This window comes from Leclercia sp. LSNIH8 (genome assembly GCF_002920195.1).
Taxonomy (GTDB): domain Bacteria; phylum Pseudomonadota; class Gammaproteobacteria; order Enterobacterales; family Enterobacteriaceae; genus Enterobacter.
The window spans coordinates 259601-277852 of record NZ_PQJY01000003.1 but is presented as its reverse complement, the minus strand read 5'-3'; the positions used below and the strand labels follow the sequence as shown (position 1 = coordinate 277852).

At 61.0% G+C, this 18252-nt stretch carries 16 protein-coding genes and 1 pseudogene; 2 read left to right on the top strand and 15 right to left on the bottom strand.

All coding sequences use genetic code 11. From position 1 onward, the window contains the following. Positions 1–42 precede the first annotated feature (42 nt). The 3 genes from C3406_RS09780 to C3406_RS09770 are packed head-to-tail and all read right to left on the bottom strand — an operon-like array spanning position 43 to position 3394. The gene (locus C3406_RS09780; protein ID WP_103822012.1) at positions 43–1698 is read right to left on the bottom strand and encodes an ABC transporter permease; all 1656 of its coding nucleotides are present in this window, start codon (positions 1696–1698) and stop codon (positions 43–45) included. 38 nt (positions 1699–1736) lie between these two features. Continuing rightward, entirely contained in the window at positions 1737–2705 is a 969-nt protein-coding gene (locus C3406_RS09775; protein WP_103822013.1) for an ABC transporter substrate-binding protein, read from the bottom strand. Then, complete coding sequence (locus C3406_RS09770; protein ID WP_103822014.1) at positions 2702–3394, bottom strand: ABC transporter ATP-binding protein; 693 nt, start codon at positions 3392–3394, stop codon at positions 2702–2704. Before C3406_RS09770 ends, C3406_RS09775 begins: the two co-directional genes overlap by 4 nt. A gap of 136 nt (positions 3395–3530) precedes the next feature. Between C3406_RS09770 and C3406_RS09765 the strand changes: the two genes are divergently transcribed. Continuing rightward, on the top strand, positions 3531–4103 hold the full coding sequence (locus C3406_RS09765) for a flavin reductase family protein (protein ID WP_103822015.1): 573 nt from the start codon (positions 3531–3533) through the stop codon (positions 4101–4103). 140 nt (positions 4104–4243) lie between these two features. On the opposite strand, the gene C3406_RS09760 is transcribed toward C3406_RS09765, so the two are convergent. From C3406_RS09760 to C3406_RS09740, 5 genes are all read right to left on the bottom strand, one after another. After that, positions 4244–4861, bottom strand: a complete 618-nt coding sequence (locus C3406_RS09760; protein WP_103829360.1) for a serine protease family protein — start codon at positions 4859–4861, stop codon at positions 4244–4246. 16 nt (positions 4862–4877) lie between these two features. After that, a complete protein-coding gene (gene fusA / locus C3406_RS09755) occupies positions 4878–6980 on the bottom strand; it encodes an elongation factor G (RefSeq protein ID WP_103822017.1) in 2103 nt (700 codons plus the stop codon). 217 nt (positions 6981–7197) lie between these two features. Beyond that, positions 7198–8460: a glycerate kinase type-2 family protein gene (locus tag C3406_RS09750; protein ID WP_103822018.1), complete on the bottom strand. Its 1263-nt coding sequence runs from the start codon at positions 8458–8460 to the stop codon at positions 7198–7200. Positions 8461–8463: 3 nt separating this feature from the next. Then, positions 8464–9531 (bottom strand): tartrate dehydrogenase, encoded by a 1068-nt coding sequence (locus C3406_RS09745; RefSeq protein WP_103822019.1) that lies wholly within the window; start codon positions 9529–9531, stop codon positions 8464–8466. 15 nt (positions 9532–9546) lie between these two features. Beyond that, positions 9547–10854, bottom strand: a complete 1308-nt coding sequence (locus C3406_RS09740; RefSeq protein ID WP_103822020.1) for an MFS transporter — start codon at positions 10852–10854, stop codon at positions 9547–9549. Between the two features lie 129 nt (positions 10855–10983). On the opposite strand from C3406_RS09740, the gene C3406_RS09735 reads away from it, so the two are divergent. Further along, a complete protein-coding gene (locus tag C3406_RS09735) occupies positions 10984–11880 on the top strand; it encodes a LysR family transcriptional regulator (protein WP_103822021.1) in 897 nt (298 codons plus the stop codon). A gap of 68 nt (positions 11881–11948) precedes the next feature. On the opposite strand, the gene pptA is transcribed toward C3406_RS09735, so the two are convergent. The 7 genes and pseudogenes from pptA to C3406_RS26470 form a co-directional block, all read right to left on the bottom strand. Next, positions 11949–12179, bottom strand: coding sequence for a tautomerase PptA (gene pptA / locus C3406_RS09730; protein ID WP_103822022.1), 231 nt, complete (start codon positions 12177–12179; stop codon positions 11949–11951). 32 nt (positions 12180–12211) lie between these two features. Further along, on the bottom strand, positions 12212–12832 hold the full coding sequence (locus C3406_RS09725; protein WP_103822023.1) for a glutathione S-transferase family protein: 621 nt from the start codon (positions 12830–12832) through the stop codon (positions 12212–12214). 43 nt (positions 12833–12875) lie between these two features. Continuing rightward, positions 12876–13763 (bottom strand): transporter substrate-binding domain-containing protein, encoded by an 888-nt coding sequence (locus C3406_RS09720; RefSeq protein WP_103822024.1) that lies wholly within the window; start codon positions 13761–13763, stop codon positions 12876–12878. A gap of 9 nt (positions 13764–13772) precedes the next feature. Continuing rightward, a complete protein-coding gene (locus C3406_RS09715; protein ID WP_103822025.1) occupies positions 13773–14546 on the bottom strand; it encodes an amino acid ABC transporter ATP-binding protein in 774 nt (257 codons plus the stop codon). Beyond that, positions 14530–15453 carry an amino acid ABC transporter permease gene (locus C3406_RS09710; RefSeq protein ID WP_103822026.1) on the bottom strand — a complete coding sequence of 308 codons (924 nt, stop codon included), beginning with the start codon at positions 15451–15453 and terminating at the stop codon, positions 14530–14532. The genes C3406_RS09715 and C3406_RS09710 overlap by 17 nt, the downstream gene beginning before the upstream one ends. Positions 15454–15462: 9 nt before the next feature. Beyond that, positions 15463–15972, bottom strand: coding sequence for a GNAT family N-acetyltransferase (locus C3406_RS09705; RefSeq protein WP_103822027.1), 510 nt, complete (start codon positions 15970–15972; stop codon positions 15463–15465). 9 nt (positions 15973–15981) lie between these two features. Next, a pseudogene (locus tag C3406_RS26470) lies at positions 15982–18242 on the bottom strand (NtaA/DmoA family FMN-dependent monooxygenase). Positions 18243–18252: the final 10 nt, after the last annotated feature.

The following is an 18252-nucleotide window of genomic DNA, read 5'->3' as shown; positions in this document are numbered from 1 at the left end:
TTATAAACTAATTTACCCCGCTCACTGTTTCAAAAGTGCTTTTTATCCGCGCGAGGTGCGTTGCATGATCCCGAGCGCCGTTAACATCAGCACCAGCCCGGTAAGCAGCGTCAGGGTGGCCATCGCCATTCCCTGCCCGACCGATCCCTGTTCGAACTGCCGCCAGATGAACACCGACACGGTTTGCGTGCCCGCCGGGGCCAGCAGCAGCGACGTCACCAGCTCGCGCGAGGCGATGGCAAACACCATCAGCATCGCCGCCAGCATCGCCGGAGAGACCAGCGGCAACACGATAAAGCGCAACGCCTGCAACGCCGACGCGCCATGCACCCGCGCGGCAGGCTCAAGATTCCCACCCAGCTGGCGCAGCGCGCTGCCAACGTAGCGCACCGGCCACGGCAGCAACAGGCAGCAGTAGGACAGCAGCAATATCGCCCAGCTGTTATAGGGTGAGACCGGCCAGAACGGACGGTTCCACAGCAGGATCAGCCCCACCCCGACCACCACGCCCGGCAAGGCGGCAGGCATCAGGGAGAGCGCATCCAGAACGCCGCGCCCTTTGATCTTCTGCACCACCACCAGCCAGGCGGCCAGCAGGCCCAGCACGCCGGTGATACAGGCCGCCCCCAGCGCCAGCGACAGGCTGGTGCCCAGCGCCGACAGCGCATCCCCCTGCTGGCTGAAGAGCGCCGCATAGTGCCCGCCGGTCAGATTATCCAGCGTCACTCCGCCGGACAGGGTTCCCAGCACTCCGGACAGCGCCATCGAGGCCCCCGGCAGGATCACCGCGATAAACCCGGTCAGCGCAAAAACAACGACAACCGGCAGCGTAAAAATCCCGGCGCTGGCACCCATATTCTCCGTCGGTTTGCCGGTAATGCTGGTCACATCCTGATGCCCGGTCAGCTTTTTCTGCAGCCACCAGGCACTCAGGGCGATAACCACCAGCACCACGGAAAGCATCGATGCGCCCGAAAGATCGATCGGCCAGTCCGCCAGTTTTTTCTCGATATCGGTGGTGAGCATCACCACGCCAGCGCGCGTGCCGAGAGCGGCAGGCACGCCAAACTCTTCAATCGCCAGGGTAAACGCCAGCAGCATCCCCGCCGCCAGCGATGGCGAAAGCATGGGCAGCGTGATATGCCAGAACGCCCGGCCAGGGCTGGCACCGTGAACGCGGGCCACCAGCGCCAGACGCTGGCCGCTCGCCAGCAGGCTGCGCGACACCGCAAAATAGACCACCGGGAAGATATTCAGCGCCATCACCAGCACAATGCCGCTCCTGCTGAACAGCAGGTCGTTGAGATTGACCCCGGTGATCTGTTGCAAATAGCCGTTGGTTTGCAGGACCAGCATCCAGGAGAGCGCGGCGATATAGGGCGGGGTTAAAAACGGGATCAGAAACAGCAGATCCCACAGCCTCGGCAGCGGCAGGTTAAACAGTCCGCGCGCCACGCCGAGGGGAAAACCAATGAGCGCACTGACCAGGGCGACGCCAAGGGCAATTTGCAGCGTACCGCCCAACATGCCCGGCAGTTGCGGCTCCGCCAGTAGCTGGCTGATGCCGCTGAACGCCCCGGAGAACTGTCCGGCGCTGAAGTGCGGAAACACCGCCTGGAGCAGAATAAAGGTGAGCGGAAACGCCACCAGGATCAGCAATAATCCCAGCGTCGTTACCGATAAATATTTAGGATTCACGAAGCCGTCCTGAAGACGGGGTTGCCCCCGTCGCCTGATTATAAGGTGAAGAGCGTGTTGAAACGCTTGAGGATATCGCTGCGCTCGCTGCTACCATCGCTTTTGGTCGGCAGAATTTTCAGGTCGTTAAGCAGTGGACGTTTGGCCTGCACATCGCCACGGGCGGGCATCAACCAGGCATCAGCCACCATCGCCTGGCCTTCCGGGGAGAGAACGTAATCCACAAAGGCTTTAGCGTCATCCGCATGCTGGGTGGATTTGAGGATCATCATCGGACGCGGGGCAATCACCGTGCCGCTGGCCGGGAAGATCACCTTCAGGGATTCGCCCTGGCTGATGTTGCCATACGAGACATAATCCACTGCGCCGAACACTGCCGCTTTGGCTCCCTGCATCACCGGGGTGACCGCCTGCGCGTTCGGGCCGCTGACCACCATGCCGTTCTTTTTCAGCTCATTAAACAGGGTCCAGGCCTTATCGCCCATGCCATTCTGCAACCCGATCAGCAGATCGAGTGAAGCACCGGACAGCGCCGGGTCCGGGGTGGTGACTTTGTCTTTAAAGGCGGCGGTGGTCAGATCGTGCCACTCTTTCGGCTCCGGGGTGCCGCTTTTGGTGTTCCAGACGATGCCCAACGCCGACACGCCCTGGGCCACAAAGTCCTCTGATTTCAGATCCGCAGGCACGTTGGCCGCATTGGCGCTCTGGTACGGCAGCAGCCAGCCGCGGTTGTGCAGATCTTCCGCGGTATCCCAGGAGGCGGAGATCAGAATATCGGCCTGCGGGTTAGCCTGCTCCGCTTCGAGGCGGGCCATCACTTTGCCGGTGGTGGCCTGGAAGATATCCACCTTCACGCCGGTTTTCTTTTCAAAGCCGCTGGCCAGGTTTTTGGCGAGCGACCCCGGGCCTGCGGTGTAGAGGGTCAGCGCGTGTGCGCTGGAGATCATAACGGACGATAACGCCATGGCTAACAGGACTCCCTTTTTAACGGACATTGCAGCTTTCATGCGAACTCCCCAGAGGATGTAATCAAACGATCGGCAGCGACGCTGCCAGCAGACAAATGCACGATGCGATCGGCCAGGATTTCAGCCTCCCGGCGGTCGTGGGTAACATAGACGGCGGTAGTGCCGAGCTGGTGCAGCAGTGACGCCATCTCATGACACAAGGTTCCCCGCAGTTCGCTGTCGAGGTTGGAGAGCGGCTCGTCAAACAGCAGCACTCGCGGTTCTGCGACTATCGCCCGGGCCAGCGCCACACGCTGTTGCTGTCCGCCCGAGAGCCCCGCCGGTTTGCGATCGGCGAAGGCGCTTAAGCCGACGCGATCCAGTGCCTGCGCCACGCGGCTTTCGCGTTCCAGACGCGGAACATGGCGCATCTTCAGCGGGAACATCACATTCTGCGCCACGGTCATGTGCGGCCAGAGGGCGTAATCCTGGAACACCATGCCGATATCCCGGGCTTCCGGCGACAGCGCCCATCCGGTTTTCGCCACCAGGCGATCGCCAAAATGGATCTCACCCTGTGCGGGCTGGGTTAACCCCGCCAGCAGTCGCAACAGGGTGCTTTTGCCGCAGCCCGACGGCCCCAGCAGCGCAACCACGCTACCCGGCTCGATATGCAAATCGATTTGATTCAATACAGTATTCGCGCCAAAAGCGTACGACACGCCTTTAAGCGATATGGAAGTGAGCATCTTGTTATCCTCTTTGGGATTTGATGCTCGCCACTGTAGGCAGCTTGTGTTGCGAAAACATGACACCTTTGTTGCGTATTGATTTCCGATGGCTTTCAGACGTTTAATGCTCTGATGCTATTGATGAGGAATTTCTATGAGCCACTTCCGCCCCGTTGAGTTAATGCACGCCAGCCGCCTGTTAAATCACGGCCCGACCATCCTGATCACCAGCCGCGACGACAGCCTGGACCGCCGCAACGTCATGGCCGCCGCCTGGTCGATGCCGGTGGAGTTCGAGCCGCCGCGGATCGCCATCGTGGTGGATAAAAGCGCCTGGTCGCGTGAGCTGATTGAGCACAGCGGCATGTTCGGGATCGTGGTGCCCGGCGTGGCGGCCACCAACTGGACCTATGCCGTGGGCAGCGTCAGCGGGCGCGAGGAGGATAAGTTCAACTGCTACGGGATTCCGGTGATTAACGGTCCGGTGCTGGGGCTGCCGGTAATTGAAGAGAAGTGCCTGGCGTGGATGGAGTGCCGTCTGCTGCCCGCCACCTCGGCGGCAGAAAAGTATGACACCCTGTTTGGCGAGGTGGTCTCAGCCGCCGCCGATGAACGGACGTTCGTGGCCGGACGCTGGCAGTTTGACGATGATAAACGCAACACCCTGCACCACCTGGGCGCAGGCACCTTTGTGACCAGCGGGAAGCAGGTGAAAGCGCCTGAGTGAAATAACCAGTGTTTCTCAGGTGCCGGATTTTGCCCGGCGGCGCTGCGCTTGCACGGGCCTACATGAGCACGGGACACGTAGGCCGGGTAAGGCGCAGCCGCCACCCGGCGTTGCAGGTCCTGCACTGTAGTCAATATCTTCTAATAGGTCTTATAAGGGATCCGCATCCGGTCCAGCAGGTTGGTAAAATCCTGTACCGCCACGAAAGCCACTGCCCCTTTGCCGGGGATGACGTTGGTAATGATCCCCACCGTCTCCCCGGTCAGGCTGTCTATCACCGGCCCCCCGGACATGCCCGACACCGCCCCCGCCCCGGTGATGATGCCGTAGTAGCAGCCTTTGCGCTTAGCGAAGCCGTCGATCTTACCCCGGCTGGATTTGGGCAGGCTGTTTATGGCGCTGTAGCCAAACAGGGTGACGTTGCGTCCAGCCCGCGCCCAGGCAAGCTGATGCACGATCTTGCCGCGGTTGTTATCGGCAATGACCGCCACATCGCAGACCGGATGCTGGGCTCTGACCGGCTTCAGCAGCGGCACCGCGACGTGGGCGGCGGTGAGGGACAGTTGGCTTGAGACCGGGAAAGTGGTGCCCTGCATCCCGGCCGCAAGCCAGTTCAGCGGCGCAGGCAGGCCGATAAAAACCATATCCGCCTGCCGGGTGGCGGCAAAATCGGTTTTGCTGGTGCCGGACATCACCACGCACCCCAGCAGCGTAAGGGGTGCCATGAGTGCGGCGAGAGCATAATGCAGACGCTTCATGGTTCACCCCACGGGCCTACTTTTTCGACCGTCCGGCAATGATCTCATCGGCGACGATGCGCGGCGCTTCGGCGTAGTGGTGGAACTCCATGCTGTAGGTTGCCCGCCCCTGGGACATGGAGCGCAGCGTAGTGGCGTAGCCGAACATCTCCGCCAGCGGCACGTCGGCGCGGATAATCTGGCTGCCGAACTGCTCCTCCATCCCCTGCACCAGCCCGCGCCGGGAGGAGAGATCGCCCATAATGTTCCCGGCGTACTCTTCCGGGGTTTCGACCTCGACGTGCATCATCGGCTCCAGAATCACCGGATCGGCCTTGCGCGCTGCGTCCTTAAAACCAAAGATCGCCGCCATGCGGAAGGCCATCTCCGAGGAGTCGACATCGTGATAAGAGCCGAATGTCAGGGTCGCTTTGATATCCACCACCGGGTAGCCCGCCAGCACGCCGCTGTTCATCGCTTCCCGCAGCCCTTTCTCCACCGATGGAATATACTCCCGGGGCACCACCCCGCCTTTGGTGGCATCGACAAACGTAAAGCCGCTGCCCTGCTCCTGCGGCTCAAGGCTCAGCACCACGTGGCCGTACTGCCCTTTGCCGCCGGACTGGCGGACAAACTTGCCCTCAACGTCGTTCACCGCTTTGCGGATGGTTTCCCGGTAGGTCACCTGCGGGCGGCCAATATTGGCTTCGACGCCAAACTCGCGCTTCATGCGGTCGACGATGATCTCCAGATGCAGTTCGCCCATTCCGGAGATAATGGTCTGGCCGGATTCTTCATCGGTATGCAGATGGAAGGAGGGATCTTCCGCCGCCAGACGATGCAGGGCGATGCCCATCTTCTCCTGGTCAGCTTTGGTTTTCGGCTCGATGGAGAGGGAGATCACCGGGTCCGGGAACTCCATCCGCTCAAGGGTGATGACGGCGTTGGGGTCGGTCAGGGTGTCGCCGGTGGTGACATCTTTCAGCCCGACGCAGGCGGCAATATCCCCGGTGCGCAGCTCCTCGACGTCGTGACGGTCGTTGGCATGCATCAGGACGATACGCCCGATGCGCTCTTTTTTGCCCTTCACCGGGTTAAAGACCGCGTCACCTTTTTTCAGCACCCCGGAGTAGACGCGGATAAAAGTCAGTTGACCGACATAGGGGTCGGACATCAGCTTGAACGCCAGCGCCGAGAAGGGTTCGTCATCGTTGGGGTGACGCTCAGCGTGCTGGCCTTTTTCATCCACGCCGTCGATAGCGGGCACGTCGAGGGGGGACGGCATCAGCTCAATCACCGCATCGAGCATTCGCTGCACCCCTTTGTTTTTAAAGGCGCTGCCGCAGAGCATCGGTTGGATCTCGCCAGCCACCGTCCGTTTGCGCAAGCCGCGGATAATTTCTGCCTCGTCGAGCTCGTTGGTGTCGAGGTATTTATCCATCAGGTCGTCGCTGGCCTCCGCCGCCGCAGAGACCATTTTATCCCGCCAGGTCCGGGCAGTGGCCTGTAGCGCATCCGGCACCGGGGCATAGGTAAAGGTCATCCCCTGGGTGGCGTCATCCCAGATGATAGCCCGCATCTTGATCAGATCGACCACGCCGGTGAAATGCTCCTCCGCGCCGATGGGGATCACAATCGGCACCGGGTGCGCTTTCAGCCGGTCGATCATCATCTGCACCACGTGGAAGAAATCGGCCCCCGGACGGTCCATTTTGTTGACGAAGGCGATACGCGGCACCCGGTATTTATTGGCCTGCCGCCAGACGGTTTCCGACTGTGGCTGTACGCCCCCCACCGAGTCGTAGACCATTACCGCCCCGTCCAGCACCCGCATGGAGCGCTCCACCTCAATGGTGAAATCGACGTGCCCGGGGGTGTCGATGATATTGATCCGGTGCGGCTCATAGCTGCGATCCATGCCAGACCAGAAGCAGCTTACCGCCGCCGAGGTGATAGTAATCCCCCGCTCCTGCTCCTGCGCCATCCAGTCGGTGATCGCCGCACCATCGTGGACCTCCCCCATCTTATGGCTCACCCCGGTATAGAAGAGGATGCGCTCGGTGGTGGTGGTTTTACCGGCATCAATATGCGCTGAGATTCCGATGTTGCGATAACGTTCGAGAGGAATGGACCGGATCATGATGCATCCTTATTTTATGGACATGACAAACACGCGCTGGGTTAGCGCGTGCAGGTATGTAGATCAGTGTAGTGCCCTGTCAAAGGGGGGACGGGTGATTTACGGTGAGGGAATCAGAACGCGCAACAACGCCGGGTGGCGGCTGCGCCTTACCCGGCCTACGGGGCCGGTGCCGTTCCAGGCCGGGCAAGCGCAGCGCCGCCCGGCATTGCTCCTGTCAGGCGATCACTATTACCCGGATATCATTCACGTTGGTTAATGTCGGGCCGGTTACCACCAGATCGCCCGCGGCGGCAAAGTAGTTGTAGCTGTCATGCCCGCGCAGCATCGTCTTAGCATCCAGATTAGTGCGAGCCAGCGTATCTGGCGTGACAATTGCTCCCGCCGCATCCTCGGTGCCGTCAATCCCGTCGCTGTCCCCGGCGATGGCGTAAATCCCCGCCTCGCCCTTCAGCGCACAGGCCAGCGCCAGAAGGAACTCGGTGTTGCGCCCGCCGCGGCCACATCCCGTGTCGCCAATCGTCACCGTGGTCTCTCCACCGCTCAGCAGCACCGCCGGGCCTTTTACCGGCAGGCCGTGCTGTTTCACGGATTTCGCAATCCCGGCCATGATAATGCCTAATTGCGCGCTTTCCCCCTCCAGCGCATCCCCCAGGATCAGCGGGGTGTATCCCATCTTCTGCGCCACCGCTGCGGCAGCGGCCAGCGCGCCGGAGGGGGTGGCGATCAGGCGGATATCCTCGTCAATCTCTGCTGTCGTCACCGGGGCGCGCGAGGTGCGAAGCACGCGCATTACCGGTTCCGGCAGTTTCAGGCCATAGCGGGCGATAATCTCCAGCGCCTCTTCTGGCGTGGAGCTGTCCGCCACCGTCGGGCCGGAGGCGATGCTCTGGGGATCGTCACCCGGTACGTCGCTGATGATAAGCGTAATCACCCGGGCAGGCAGCGCCGCCAGCGCCAGACGTCCGCCTTTGATGTCCGAGAGCTGCTTGCGCACCGTGTTCATCTCGTTGATGGTCGCCCCGCTCTTCAACAGCGCTTTGTTCACCGCCTGCTTGTCGGCCAGGGTGATGCCCTGGCGCGGGAGGGCCAGCAGGGACGATCCCCCGCCGGAGATTAGCGCGATCACGCAGTCGTCGGCGGTGAGGTGCTTCACCTGCTCCATCATCAGCATTGAGGCCACTTCGCTCATGGCATCGGATACCGGGTGCGCCGCCTCGACGATACGGATTTTTTCTGTCGGCACAGCGTGCCCGTAACGCGTTACCACCACGCCCTGCAGATCCACATCCGGCCAGGCGGCCTCCAGCGCGGCGGCCATGGCGGCGCTGGCTTTCCCGGCGCCCACCACAATGCAGCGCCCGCGCGGTTTCGCCGGCAGGGCGTTAATCAGCGCCTCATGGGGGTCGGCGCTTTTCACCGCCGCCATGAAGATCTCAGTAAGCGCCCCTCGCAGGGCGCTGTCGTCGTGTTGTGCCATAGATCAGCCTTCTGCAATGGCGCGGATCACCGCCTGGGTGACCTCGCGGGTGTTGGACGTGCCGCCCACGTCGGGGGTCATGATCCCTTCGGCGCAGACCCGCTCCACCGCCGCCATCAGGCGTGCAGCGGCTTCCCCTTCCCCCAGATGCTCCAGCATCTGCGCCGCAGTCCAGAAGCTGGCGACCGGGTTGGCGATGCCTTTACCGGTGATATCAAACGCCGAGCCGTGGATCGGTTCGAACATCGACGGGAAACGCCGCTCCGGGTCGATATTGGCGGTCGGCGCAACCCCCAGACTGCCCGCCAGCGCCCCCGCCAGGTCGGAGAGGATATCGGCGTGCAGGTTGGTTGCCACGATGGTATCCAGCGATTCAGGATGCAGGGTCATGCGCACGGTCATGGCATCCACCAGCATCTTGTCCCAGGTGACGTCCGGGAATTCGCGGGCGACTTCGGCAGCGATCTCATCCCACATCACCATCCCGTGGCGCTGGGCGTTGGACTTGGTGACAACGGTTAACAACTTACGCGGACGGGACTGCGCCAGGCGGAAGGCGTAGCGCATAATGCGCGTTACCCCGGTGCGGGTGAAGATCGCCACCTCGGTGCCCACCTCTTCCGGCAGGCCGCGGTGCGCACGACCGCCGTGGCCGGAATATTCCCCTTCCGAGTTCTCACGCACGATCACCCAGTCGAGGGTGCCGGGTACCGCCTTGCGCAGCGGGGACTGAATGCCCGGCAGAATTTTGGTTGGCCGCACGTTGGCATACTGATCAAAGCCCTGGCAGATCGGCAGGCGCAGCCCCCACAGGGTGATGTGATCCGGCACGTCCGGCGCGCCCACCGCGCCAAAATAGATGGCATCAAAGGCTTTTAACTGCTCCAGGCCATCCTCCGGCATCATCACGCCGTGGGTTTTGTAGTAGTCCGAGCCCCACTCGAAGGTATGTACTGAGAAACGCATATCTCCCTGACGCTGGGCCAGCGCGTGTAAGACCTCAACGCCTGCGGTGATCACTTCCGGGCCGATACCGTCTGCGGGGATGGCTGCAATGGCGTAATCTTTCATGGTTTTTTCCTTAAATTAATGTTTTGACTGAATTAATGTTTCGTTGGCCTGCGCCTTGCGGCTGGACGCCGAAAGCCACAGCACCACCAGTGAAGAGAGGATCAGCAGCCCGGCGACAAACCACAGTCCCCAGGTATAACTGCCGGTCTGTTGCTTAATCAGGCCAATCATGAACGGGCCGACGAAGCCGCCCAGGTTGCCGAGGGAGTTGATGGTGGCGATCCCCGCCGCCGCTGCCGAACCGGAAAGGAACAGGGTTGGCATGCTCCACAGCGGTGGCTTGGAGGCGCTGATACCGCAGTTAACGATGGTCAGGGCGAGGATCACCCCAACGATGCTCGCCGTGCTGCCCGCCATAAACAGCCCTGCCGCAGCCACGATGCAGGCGGCAATCACGTGCCAGGAGCGCTCACCGGTTCTGTCGGAATGACGCGCCCAGAGCACCATCGCTGCTACCGCCAGCACCGCAGGGATTGCATTGAGCAGGCCAACGGTCATGGAGGAGACGCCGAGGGTTTTGATGATCTGCGGCGACCAGATACCCAGGGTGTAGAGCCCGGCGGAGGTGCCGAAGTAGACCAGCGACAGCGCGAGAACGCGTTTATCCAGCAGCCCCTTCCAGACGCTATGCTGCGCCGTGGCCTGTTTTGCCGCCTGCTCGCGTTGCAGGGTGGCAATCAGCCAGCCGCGCTCCTCTTCGCTGAGCCATTTCGCCTTTTCCGGGCGATCGGTGAGCCAGAACAGCACCACCACGCCGAGGATCACCGCCGGTACTGCTTCGAGGACAAACATCCACTGCCAACCGGCAAAGCCCATCATGCCGTGCATCTCCAGCAGCGCCGCGGAGATGGGCGAGCCGAGGGCGGTGGAGATAGGCGCCGCCGCCATAAAGATGGCCGTCACCTGGGCGCGCTTTTGCGCCGGGAACCAGTAGCTTAAGTAGAGGATGATCCCCGGGAAGAAGCCCGCTTCCGCCACACCAAGCAGAAAACGCAGGGTGTAGAAGCTGGTGGTACCCTGCACGAAGGCCATGCCGCCGGAGACCAGCCCCCAGGTGATCATCACCCGGGCAATCCAGATGCGCGCCCCGACCTTATGCAGGATCAGGTTGGAGGGCACCTCAAACAGAAAATAGCCGAGGAAGAAGATCCCGGCGCCGAAGCCAAACACTGCCGGGGAGAAGCCGAGGTCGGCGTTCATGGTGAGCGCCGCGAAACCGATATTCACGCGGTCGAGGAAGGCGATGAAGTACAACAGCATGATGAAGGGTACGATGCGCAAGGTGATTTTGCGCATTACCCGTTGTTCGATTGTGCAGGTCATGTGAGGTGTTCCTCATAATTATTTTGTAGGGTACGCAGTCGGGCTGCCCTGATGAGTATGCTGATATTTCTTGCATGATCATGCGCATCGGTTTATACAAAAAAATGCAATAATCGCGAGCGAGCCAAAATGGAACTACAACACCTGCGCTGTTTTCTGGCGGTAGCCGAAACCCTGCATTTCGGTCAGGCGGCCCAGCGCCTGGATATGCTGCCCTCCGCCCTGGGAAGGAATATTCGTCTTTTAGAAGAGGCACTTGGCACGCGGCTATTTACCCGCTCGACCCGCCGGGTAGCGCTGACGGAGAATGGCGTCTTGCTGCGGGAAGAGGCACGAAAGCTGCTCGCCCATGCCGACGCGATTATGTTGCAATTTCGTCAAAATCCACGCCGGTCGCAGCCGCTTTTGCGCGTCGGCACCATCGACAGCGCGGCCATCGGTTTGCTGCCCGGACTGCTGCAACTCTTCCGCCAGCACTACCCGGATGTGGAGATCCAGCTGTTCGAAGATAAGACCGTGCATCTGCTGCCGAAGCTGAAAAGCGGCAGGCTGGATCTGGTCTTTATCCGCCCGCCCGCGCAGCTCGACGCCCAGTTTGGCCGGGCATTTTTATGCAATGAGCCGGGAATTCTCGCCCTGCCCGCCAGCCATCCGTTTGCCGACCGGGAGAGGGTCGATATCGCGGAACTGGAAGGGATGCCGATGATCCTGCCGGAGCGGCGCTCGCGTCCGCACAGCCACGACCTGACCATGAATCTCTTTCATAACGCGGGCATTGAAGTGACAGTGTCACAGATGGCGGACGAGAAGCAGACCATTATCAACCTGGTGGCGGCGGGCATTGGGCTGGCGATTGTGCCCGCCTGGAGCAGTCGCTATCTGATGCCGGGCGTGAAATTTGTGCAGCTGAACGGCGCGGAGCAGATGGGGATGCCGCTGGAGGCGGTGTGGATGGCCGGGGCGCAGGATGAGATTCGGGATAATATGCTGGCGATGCTGGAGGAACATCCGGAGCTGTATGTGTGAATCGCCGGGTGGCGGCTGCGCCTTACCCGGCCTACACGGGTACAGTACACGCAGGCCGGGCAAAAGGCTTACATCGAATAACCCGGCTTCTTAATCAACTCATCCAGCTTCGGGCCAATCTCCGTATCCCAGACCTGCGCTTTCCAGTCGGCTTCTGCGACTTCGTTCAGGGCCACGGAAATGGCGCGATCTTTACTGTTCAGATGACGGGTAATCACCTCGGCGATATCCGCTGCCAGGGCGTTTTTTTGTTCGTGGTTCAGGTCGCGGGGAAAACATTTAATATCAACGTGTGGCATGTGCAGGGCTCCTTTTGAATGAGCATTCCAGACTAGCAGAGAATAGTGTTGTCTTTTAGCACCTTGTGCAGTTTCGGGAGCTTGCACACGCTATCGGCGATGGCCGTGATCTTCGGCGTGTTGGCGGCAAACCAGTCCGGGCGCGGACCCCAGGTGCGCATCACGCACAGGTAGCAGTCCACCAGCGTGATCTGCTCGCCAAAAGCATACGGGGTGGCTTTCAGGTGATTATCCAGCCACAGGTAGAGCGATTTCCGGTATTCACGGCAGTTTTGCTGTAACTGCTCCGGGGCGTCCGGTGCCCAGCGCTCCGGGTAGTCGGCATAAGTAAAGGTGGGATAGACGTTGGCTACCAGCCAGATCAGCAGGCGCTGAAACTGCTGGCGCTCCGCGCGTCCAACCGGAGGCGCAAGATCCGGACAGCGATCGAGGATCATCAGCGCGATCGCCGCCGTCTCCGTCATGATTTCGCCATTTTCCAGCTCGAGGGTTGGCACCTGACACAGCGGGTTGAGTTTTTCCAGCAGCTCACGGGTTGCCCCCGGCTTATCAAACCCGTCGACGTTGATAAACTGATACGGAATGTCGGCGAGGGTCAGCATCACCTCACTGATGGCTGAACCCCAGCCCGGTACGCCATACACTTTGATCATGATCGCTCCACTTCAGGGTCAAAACCCTAAGTGTAGAGCAGCATCAGTAGGTGATGCCTGGCGGATTGACCTCCGACTGCGTCACCGCTTCGCCCTGCTCGCCCCAGCGCGCCAGCACCTTGTGGTACTCCCCCCGCTGGATCGCCCCGTCGAGAGCGGCCTGTAAGGCATACACCAGTCCGTTCCCCTTTTTGGTCGTGGTCGCCACATACGCCTTCTTCGGCCCTAAGCCCACCACCCGGGTTTTGCCGGTCAGCGCCGCTTTGTAAGCCGAGACCGACTGCGGGCCGAAGAAGACATCCGCTCTGCCGGACTGGATATAGAGATTGCCGGAGGCGTCGTCGGTCAGGTAGACCGGCAGCGCAGGCTCGCGCCCGGCGTTCTTGTTCTCCTCGTTCCAGCCCAGCAGAATGCGCTCCTGGTTAGTGCCGGAGCCGACAATCACTTTTTTACCTGACAGATCGGCGGCGCTTTTAATCGACTGCACCTCGCTGGTGGATTTTACCGAGAAGGCCAGGTTATCGACGCGATAGGTGGCAAAATCAAACTTCTGTTTACGCTGCTCGGTCACCGCAATGTTCACCAGCGCCACGTCGTAGCGCCCCGAGGTGATGCCCAGCGGCCAGTCCTCCCACGCGGTCGGCACCAGCTTGAGCTTCAGACCGAGACTGCCCGCCAGCAGCCTGGCGATATCCGGATCGCTGCCGATGCGGGTGCGGTTATCGCTTGCCAGCAATGCCAGCGGCGGCGAGTTGAGCGCCGAAATGGCGACGGTTAACGTTCCGGGCTCAACAAATTTGTAGTTAGCGGGGATCTTCGCCACCGCCTGTTTATCCACCGTCACCGGTAGTGGCTGTTCGTTGGCCTGTAAATCAATTGCGGCGTGGCTTGTGGATACCACCATGAGTAACGCCAGTACTTCCTTTTTCATCTTTTCTCCTTACAGCACTTTGGACAGGAACTGCCGCGTTCGGGCGTGTGACGGTCGGTTCAACACCTCGTCGCTGCTGCCCTGCTCCACGATTTTGCCGTCGACCATAAACACCACCTGGTCCGCCACTTCCCGGGCGAAGCCGATCTCATGGGTCACCACCACCAGCGTCGTGCCGGAGCGGGCCAGCTTTTTGATCACATCCAGCACCTCGCCAACGAGTTCGGGGTCCAGCGCCGAGGTCGGTTCATCAAACAGCATCACCCGCGGACGCAACGCCAGCGCCCGGGCAATGGCGATGCGCTGCTGCTGCCCGCCGGAAAGGTGGCGCGACCAGGCGTCGGCTTTATCCCGCAGCCCCACCACGTCGAGCAGTTCGTAAGCCCGCTCGACGGCCTCTTTACGGCTCAGCTGTTTGTGGGCGATGGGCGCCTCAATCAGGTTTTCCAGCACCGTCAGGTGCGGGAAGAGGTTGAAGTTCTGGAACACGTAGCCGACGTTGACCCGCTGTTTGAGGATCGCCTTCTCTTTCAGCTCGTACAGCGTGTTGCCCTCCCGGCGATAGCCGATGTAATCCCCGTCAATCTGGATAAAACCTTCGTCAACCCGCTCCAGGTGGTTGATGGTGCGCAACAGGGTCGATTTGCCCGAGCCGGACGGGCCGAGGATCACCGTTACCGAGCCGGGCGGGATCTCCAGCGAGACGTTATCCAGCGCCTTGTGGCGGCCAAAGAACTTGCTCACACCGGTAATCGAAATATGTCCTTCAGGAGAGGCTGGCATGGACGGGCTCCTGTGTGGTTGGGGTGGTAACGGAACGGGTACGGGTGGCGCGGGAGCTGTTTACCGCCGAACGGCGCTCGCTACGGGCCAGGCCTCGCTCAACCAGATGCTGAATGGCCGAGAGCACGGTAGTGATCACCAGATACCAGACGGCACCGACCATCAGCAGCGGGATCACCTCCTGGGTGCGGTTGTAGATCATCTGGATGGTGTAGAACAGCTCCGGCATGGCCAGGACGTAGACCATCGCAGTGCCCTTGGCGAGGCTGATGATTTCGTTAAACCCGGAAGGCAAAATGGTGCGCAGCGCCTGAGGCAGAATGATACGCAGGGTGCGGCGTGAGGCCGGTAAACCCAGCGCGGCTGCCGCTTCATACTGGCCGTGATCTACCCCTAAGAAGCCGCCGCGAATGATCTCCGCGGTATAGGCGCTCTGCACCAGCGTCAGCCCGACCACCGCCGTTGAAAACTGCCCCAGCACGTTGATGGTCTCAAAGCTGCCCCAGGTGATGCCGGTAAACGGCACGCCGAGCGACAGCGTGTCGTAGAGATAGGAGAAGTTGTAGAGAACGATCAGCACCACAATCAGCGGCAGGGAGCGGAACAGCCAGATATAGCCCCAGGCGAGGCTGCTCAACAGCCACGAGGAGGACAACCGCGCCAGCGCCAGCACGCCGCCAAACACCACGCTAAGTACGGTGCCGATCAGCGTCAGGAGCAGCGTCTGCCCCACCCCTTCGAGGATCACCGGGTCGAAGAACCAGCGGGCAAACACCGCCCACTCCCAGCGCGGGTTAAAGGCCACCGACTGAATGACCACCGCCAGCACAAACAGCGCAACAATCGCTCCCACGGTGCGCAGCGGATAGCGCGCCGGGACCACTTTGATGGTTTCAACGTTGTTCATCGTCGTTCCTCAAGCTGATTTACTGAACGCTTCGCGTACCAGCGTTTTGGTGAAACGCAGCCGCCCGTCGAACGGCGGCTGGCTGTACTCTTCCGGGTCGCGGTTAAGATCGAACTGCGCCGTGTAGCCCTGGCTCAGGTAGAGCCGCACCGCTTCCGGCTGACGAAAGCCGGTGGTGAGGTAGATCTGGCTGTAACCGGCAAGCCTCGCCCGGCGCTCCAGCTCCTGCACTACCCTGGCGGCAAGCCCCTGCTGGCGCAAGGATTTGTCGGTCCAGATACGTTTGATCTCGGCGGTCTGCGCGTCGTAAGGCTTATAGGCCCCGGTGGCGATAATCTTTCCGTCGCGCTCCAGCACGATAAACAGCCCCTGGGGCGCCAGATACCACTCGGTCAGTTCCACCTCGGCATCTTTAGAGAAGTAGTCCCCGTAGCGCGCCGCGTATTCTCCGAACAGCCCGTTAATAATGGGCTGAAGATCGGCATCCTCCGGCGAAACGTCACGAAAAAGGTCGCTCATAGGTTCTCCTTAGTCGCCAAGACCAGCCGGGTTAACTTCCGAATGAGGAATGCGTTCCACACCTTCACCCCAGCGGTTCAGCACCTTGTCGTAGTCGCCGTTCTTGATCACGCCGTTGAGGGCGGTCTGCACCGGTTCCGCCAGACCACTGCCTTTTTTCAGGGTCACGGCGATGTGCGCCGCTTTCGGCCAGCCGCCATCCACGCTGCCCACCAGTTTGGTTTTACCGTTCAGAGCCGCTTTCCATGCGCCAATCACGTTCGGGCCAAAATAGGCATCCGCGCGACCGGACTGCAGCGCCAGGGTCTGGGCGGCATCATCTTTGGTGTAGATCGGCGTGAACGGCTTCAGCCCCTTCTTCTGGTTCTCCGCATCCCACGCCAGCAGGATCGCCTCCTGGTTGGTGCCGGAGCCCACAATGATCCGCAGCCCGGCGATATCCTCCGCCTTCTCAAGTTTCTTGATGGGGCTGGTGGATTTCACGTAGAAGCCCAGCGAATCTTTACGGTAGGTGGCGAAATCGAACTTCTCTTTACGTTCTTTGGTGACGGTAATGTTGCTGATTGCCGCATCGTATTTCCCGGAGGCGACGCCCAGCGGCCAGTCTTCCCAGGAGGTGGGCACGACGTTCAGCTCCAGCCCAAGGCTGTCGGCCACCAGACGGGCGATATCCGCCTCGCTGCCAATCAGGGTTTTGTTGTCATCGGCGAAGACCGTCAGCGGCGGCTGGCTCAGCCCGGCAATCGCCACGGTGAATTTTCCCGGCTCCACCGGTTTAAAACTGGCGGGCAACTGGGCGATGGCCAGGGGATTTTTTGCCGTGTTGATCGGCGTTTTGTTAGCCTCGAGGCTCACCCCGGTGCCGTTAATTGTGACGTTCTCTGCCCAGACGGCAGGGGTAAAGGCCAGCGCAAGCGCCAGAATAAGCGATGATTGTTTCATGGCAAGTTCTCTTATTGTTTTGTGAACTGATTAACGGGCTGCGCTAAACCCAGACTCTCGCGCAGGGTGGTGCCGGGGTATTCAGTGCGGAACAGGCCGCGCGCCTGCAACAGCGGCACCACCTGGTCAACAAAGCGCGGGAAGGTATCCGGCGTACCGCCCTGAATAATGAAGCCATCCGCCGCATGGCCTTCAAACCACTGCTGTAAGCCATCGGCCACCTGCTCCGGGGTGCCGGAAAAACGCGGGCGCGGCGAGGCGGCTTCCAGCGCCACCTGACGCAGGGTTAAGTTGCGCTCCCGGGCGTTGCGCTTGATCTCGTCGGTGGTGCTGCGGAAGCTGTTTTTCCCCAGGTCGCCAATGTCCGGGAAGGCCTCGTCCAGCGGATACTGGCTGAAATCGTGATGCTCAAAGTAACGGCCAAGATAGTTCAGGGCATCGTTGATGGAGACCAGCGCGGCGGTGGTCTGGTACTGCTGCTCCACGTCGTCATCATCTTTCCCGACGATGACGCTTACCCCCTGGAAGATATGCAGTTCGTCCTCCCGACGGCCATGCTGTTTAAGCTGGCTTTTCACGTCGTGCCAGAACGCCCGGGCTTCGTCAAAGGTGTCATGGTGGGTAAAGATGGCGTCGGCATGTTTCGCCGCCAGCCTTTTGCCGTCGTCCGAGGCCCCAGCCTGGAAGACAATCGGCCTGCCCTGCGGTGTGCGGCCAATATTCAGCGGCCCGGCTACCTTAAAGAAATCCCCGTGGTGATCGAGGGTGTGCAGCTTTTGCGGATCGAAGAACTGCCCGGTCGCTTTGTTACGCACAAAGGCGTCGCCCTCCCAGGAGTCCCACAGCCCTTTCACCACGTCGAGATATTCGTCGGCAATGCGGTAACGCAGGGCGTGCTCCGGGTGCTTATCCCGGGAGAAGTTTTTTGCTGACCCCTCCAGCGGCGAAGTGACCACATTCCAGCCCGCCCGGCCATGGCTCAGGTGATCGAGGCTGGCGAACTGGCGCGCCACGGTGAACGGCTCGCTATAGGAGGTGGATAATGTCCCCACCAGCCCCAGCCGGGAGGTGACGGTCGCCAGCGCCGACAGCACGGTCAGGGCCTCAAAGCGGTTGAGAAAATGCGGGATCGACTTCTCGTTGATGTAGAGGCCATCCGCAACAAAGATAAAGTCGAGCTTGCCCGCTTCGGCCTTCAGGGCCGTCTCTTTGACGAAATCAAAATTGATGCTGGCATCGGCGATTGCTGCCGGGTGGCGCCAGGCCGACATATTCCCCGACGCGCCATGCAATATCGTGCCCAGACGCAGCTGTCGTGTTGCGGTCATAGTGACTCCT